The organism is Oleiphilus sp. HI0123, from assembly GCF_001635315.1.
In genome coordinates, this window is sequence record NZ_LWGE01000740.1 from 1 (window position 1) to 5,299 (window position 5,299).

5 protein-coding genes are annotated in these 5,299 nt (G+C 44.7%); all 5 read right to left on the reverse strand.

Annotated elements, in window-relative coordinates:
- Positions 1 to 39 precede the first annotated feature (39 nt).
- Positions 40 to 771 carry a putative porin gene (locus A3761_RS06580; protein WP_068509190.1) on the reverse strand — a complete coding sequence of 244 codons (732 nt, stop codon included), beginning with the start codon at positions 769 to 771 and terminating at the stop codon, positions 40 to 42.
- A gap of 305 nt (positions 772 to 1,076) precedes the next feature.
- Entirely contained in the window at positions 1,077 to 2,321 is a 1,245-nt protein-coding gene (locus A3761_RS06590) for a UbiH/UbiF/VisC/COQ6 family ubiquinone biosynthesis hydroxylase (protein WP_068553546.1), read from the reverse strand.
- 20 nt (positions 2,322 to 2,341) lie between these two features.
- Positions 2,342 to 3,592: a 2-octaprenyl-6-methoxyphenyl hydroxylase gene (gene ubiH / locus A3761_RS06595; protein ID WP_068509186.1), complete on the reverse strand. Its 1,251-nt coding sequence runs from the start codon at positions 3,590 to 3,592 to the stop codon at positions 2,342 to 2,344.
- Between the two features lie 9 nt (positions 3,593 to 3,601).
- Positions 3,602 to 4,918: a Xaa-Pro aminopeptidase gene (gene pepP, locus A3761_RS06600; protein WP_068509183.1), complete on the reverse strand. Its 1,317-nt coding sequence runs from the start codon at positions 4,916 to 4,918 to the stop codon at positions 3,602 to 3,604.
- A gap of 43 nt (positions 4,919 to 4,961) precedes the next feature.
- Positions 4,962 to 5,299: UPF0149 family protein (locus A3761_RS06605; RefSeq protein ID WP_156491685.1), on the reverse strand; the 338-nt coding region annotated here is incomplete at its 5' end.

A 5,299-nucleotide genomic window follows, 5' to 3' on the forward strand; every position in this document is an offset into this window, starting at 1 on the left:
TTTGAAGTGTTTGTCTACAATGACGTCTGGTAAATTAACTTAAAAGCGTAATCCAGCATCAAGAAATATACTATTATTACTATCAATAGTTAAGTATTTGGCGTTAATGGAGAGTTCGTTGGTTAGGAAGATTCTGCTCTGTATACCATAACCAGTTTCACCAGCCTTAATAATGTTTGCCCCAATGCTAAACTTTTTATTTAGGTAATAATCAGCAGAAAGGTCATAAGTATTATCATCGTCACCTTTTTCAAATGAAGCCTCAATGTTAACTGCAGTATCATCAGTTAACTTATTAACATACTTTGCATCTAAGTTAAGGTCATAGCCAGGCTCATGCAAATATGAAGTTGTTAGCAACAAATTTTCAATCGGAGAGAAACCCGCTGTAAGCCCCCAGTCTGTATCCGTTATTTTAGTTGAACCAAGCTCAGCTGAAGATCGAAGAATCACTGCACCAACGAAAAACTGAGTATCAGGAATATAATAATCAACTACTAAAGACGTAACGTTTGCATCAATTGGTCCCAGCTCCCCTATTCCATGAACTAACTGAACATTGCTTGCCTCTTCTAAGAAAGCGGATTCTGCTAATGGGTGGTTCTCCGTATTTACAGAGTCAAAATATAAGGTACCCATCATAGCTTTAAGGCTTGAGTCATTGTCTAAATCAGCATAACCAATACCAACTTCTGCTTTAAATGACTCTGAAAATGCTACTGTTGAAGCAAGAGAGAGGGCGATGGCTGAACTGATAAGTTTGATATTCATTTATTATATCCATATTGATTAATTCCATTCATCATCTGATGAAAATGCAGATTACTATTGTATCTAATTTTAATATTTAGTGCAAAAAATGGTACGCTTTTACTAACGAACTCTCGGCTTTCTGTGGCCTGAAGAATGCCCGCTTTAGCTCTCAACCTAAAGCAAACGTTTAAACCCGAAGCCTTAGTTCCACCAGTAAGCAAAAACCTGATAATTTGGCCATTTTAGCAATGGCCTCTAATGGCAAGTTTTGGCACTTCTAAGACCCCTGCGTAGCCATCAACGGCTTACTTAGGCGTACTAAGCTAAGCGATGGACAAGCCCATCGCATGCTTAACCAACTGTTTCTTGATAAAGCCCTGCTTATTTACAAAGTCCAGCCCTGTATTACGCACCCACCGAAGAAGTGGATCGGGTTGAGCAAATAAACGCTTAAAACCTTCCATCGCGCCCATCATCAATAGGTTATCTGCCTGCCGCTGTCGTTGATAACGTTTGAGCAAGGTGAGATTTCCCGGGTCCAGCTCTTGTTGGTCAGCCAGTATCAGCACCTGACTCAATGCAAAAACATCTTTAAAGCCCAAGTTCACACCCTGACCAGCCAAAGGGTGGATGGTATGCGCTGCGTCACCGATCAAAGCAAGCCCCTCAGCGACATACTCTTTTGCATGTCGTTGGCGCAGAGGAATACTATAACGCTCTGACACATCTTCAATAGCACCAAGCATTGATTCACTGGCTTTTGCTAAAGCCTGGCAAAACGCTTCCTTATCCAAAGCCATTAAAGACTTTGCTTGCTCAGGTGTTTGCGACCAAACAATGGAGCAATAGGCGTCGCTCATCGATGGGTCCTGCAAAGGCAAGAGTGCCAAGGGCCCTGTTTCAGAGAAGCTCTGCCAAGCCGTCTTGTTATGTGGTTTCTCGGTTTTGATGGTGGCAACGATTGCGTGGTGTTGATAATCCCATTCACGGGTCGCCATCGACAACCAGGTCCTGATTCTGGAATTCGCGCCATCAGCTGCAACTAATAACTTCGCATGTATCTGACGACCATCATCCAGCAGCAAAGAATAAGGAGCTCCATCTACCTCATTTTGCTTCAGGCTGCTAATACGCCCACCAAAGAAACGTTCAACATTCTCTTGTTGCTTTAAGACCTGATGCAAAGCCGAGACAATATTCTGATTCTCTACGATATAACCCAAAGCATCTTCATATAACTCAGCCGCACTGAAATCTATTTGGGCTGTACCTAGCTGATCCCAAACATGCATGTTTCGATAAGGAAGGATTCGCTCTTCGTGAATATGCTGCCAGGCCCCAACACTCTTAAGTAAATCGCGTGAGGCAAAGGTTAGTGCACTGACTCTTGGCTCAAAGCCATTTACATCCTTAGGCTTAGACGGAGAGTGCTGCAGAGATTCTGCCGACTGCGCGTCAATTAAAGCAATTGAAAAGCCGGTATCACGTAGCGCGGCGGCGAGAGAAGCGCCCACCATCCCCGCACCAACAATCGCAATATCAAATTCTTGAGTACAAGCATCACTCATAAGATTAATTCTCTCTAAACCTAAGTATTAAAATGTGCTTTTCGGTCTGCCAGACCCATTGCTCGCTCTGCAAATATCGTTTTCAAGGGAGCGATGTTGTCGAGACCAACCAGGCCAATATCTCGCGCTAGGTTTAATATATGGGAAGGGTTCGCAAATACTTTGACCAGCTGATCACTTAAAGCAATCGTTTTATTCTGATCATCCATTCTCGACTGACAAAACTTATTCAATGGCGCCAGGGAACGATAATCCAAACCCTGCTTTACTGACTCATCAATATAAGCCAAGAAGGCCGCCACACCACGAATGGCCAAATTAAACCCTTGCCCTGCGACAGGATGTAAACTATGCGCGGCATTACCTAAGAGCAACACACCGGCCCGACATTGCTCTTCAGCTCTGACTAATTTCAACGGATAACTTACCCGTTCACCACAGCGTTCAATCGGACCTAGCCGCTCACTGAAACTCTCTTCCAAAGCTTTACAAAATTCAGCATCGCTCATATCCAAATGTGCCTGTATCTCTTTTTCGTCATGTGTCCAGACCAGTGCACAATCAGACTCCCTCAAGGGCAACATTGCCAATGGGCCTTTCTTAGTGAAGCGCTCAAACGCAACACCTTCATTTGGCAATGCAGTACTGACGTTAGCCACCAAGGCATGCTGAGAATATTTTTCCACTTGATAAGCAATGCCTAATAGCTTCGCAGTGCTCGACTCCGTACCATCTGCAATCACCATCAAGCGAGTGTTTAGCACTTTCTGCTGTTCAGGCTGCTCAATCGAGCTTAAGTGCACTTGATGGAAGTCTTTGCCTTGAGATATATGAGAAACCTTCACACCACTATAAAAAGGTAGTGATCTCTCATACACCTTGCTTAACAAACTCTGGCCCAAGCACTGATTCGGCACCACATAACCTAAGGCTTCCTGTCCATACTCTGCTGCATGCATCCGGGTGGTTCCAAAGCAGCCTTTTTCTGATACATGAACCTGTTCGATGGCACATACCGAAGGCTCAATATCTGTCCAGACATCAAGCTGCTCTAAGATTTCTCGCGTGCCCCAAGACAAGGCTGTCGACCTCGCATCGTAGCTAGGAGTGTACTCAGGTATATCTTTAGAGAAGGCAAAGGCATCAATCATGACGACATCAAGGCCTAGCTTAGATAGCCCCAAAGCAGTGCTTGCCCCGACCATTCCAGCCCCGACAATCAATACATCACAAACACTTTTTTCTTCTAACTGGGAAAATTCTTGAGCCATGTGTACTCCCTAAGACGAGGCCTGCGCCATAATGGCTTCAATATCATGAATCGTTTTCGGGACATCTTTAGATAGCACCTGATGAGACTTCTTGGTAACAGCAACATCATCTTCTATACGAATGCCAATGCCGCGCCACTTTTTCGCCACTTCTTTATTGCCGGGAGCGATATAAATACCCGGTTCAACCGTAATCACCATACCGGGCTCAAGCTCTCTCCATTCACCGTCGATTTTATACTCACCAACATCATGAACATCCAAGCCCAACCAATGGCCTGTTCGATGCATATAAAAAGGCTTATAACGCTCCTCTTCGATAATTTCATCCAGCTCGCCACTGAGCAAGCCCAGATCGAGCAAACCCTGGCAAATTACCTTGACCGCGGCTTCATGAGGATGATTCCAGTGACTCCCGGGCTTCACTGCTTTTATTGCGGCTAATTGAGCATCCAAGACGATTTGATAAATTGCCCTTTGCTCGTCAGAAAATTTTCCGTTTACCGGAAAGGTCCGAGTGATATCTGAGGCATAACAATCCAATTCACAACCAGCATCAATCAAGACAAGGTCGCCGTCATTCAAGGGGCCGTTATTATCGATGTAGTGCAATATACAGGCATTGTCGCCTGAACCAACAATAGCTGGGTATGCTTGAGAGCGAGCACCATTATCCATAAACACCTTGCTCATCGCTGACTCAAGGTGATATTCATGTAAACCTGGGCGGCAAACCTTCATTGCCTCAATATGTGCTTGGGCAGATATTTCAGCAGCCTGTTTCATCGTCTTGATTTCGGTGGTACTTTTTATCAAACGCAGCTCATGTAGTGCGTGCTCCAAGGCAACAAACTCACCAGGTGGGTGAGCACCATTTCTAACTTTACTGCGAATAACGTTGATCCATTCCATGACGCGACTGTCAAAGACAGCATCAAGGCCCATCGAGTAATAAACTTTATCCGTTCCCTCAATCATGCCTGGGAGGATTTCATCTATATCAGAAATGGGAAACGCATCATCGACACCAAACATATCAATTGCACGGTCTGGCCCGGCAATAAATCCATCCCACATTTCTTTTGTCGGGTCTCGCTCTCGGCAAAACAAGATGCTCTCACCGTGCTCTCGGCCCGGAATAATCACCAACACTGCTTCCGGCTCAGAAAACCCGGTCAGATAGAAGAAGTCGCTATCCTGACGAAAGGGGTAATCAACATCCCGGTTCCGGCTTTTAACCGTTGACGAGGGCAGTATCGCAATTGAGTTTTCACCCATGTGTTCAGCCAGATAAGCTCGTCGGCGTGAGAATTCTTTTTTATTCATCTCTTATTGTCCTGAGTAGCAGAATCTTGGTCAGCAATTGTTATTAATGTAATGTCGGTGTATCTGGGTCAATATCGGAAATAGCAGCTTTTTCTTCAGTCGAATCTTCTACTTCGGGCTGATTAAACTCAGCATATAAGTTAAGCACCCCCACCCTTACATACTCCACCACTTCAAAGAACTCTCTTTCACCCTCTTCAGTAGGCTCAACGCGAGGGTCCAGCTGGCAAATTTCAACCAGGTCTTTAAGAATTTCTTCCAGATCCTTCGATGCAGAATTAAGTCGTTCACTTGCAGAAATAGCGATACCTTCCAAAAAACCCCTTACCCATAACACCATTGCCTCAAGTCGTTCGGATAAAACATAGTCATCGTCTGGCT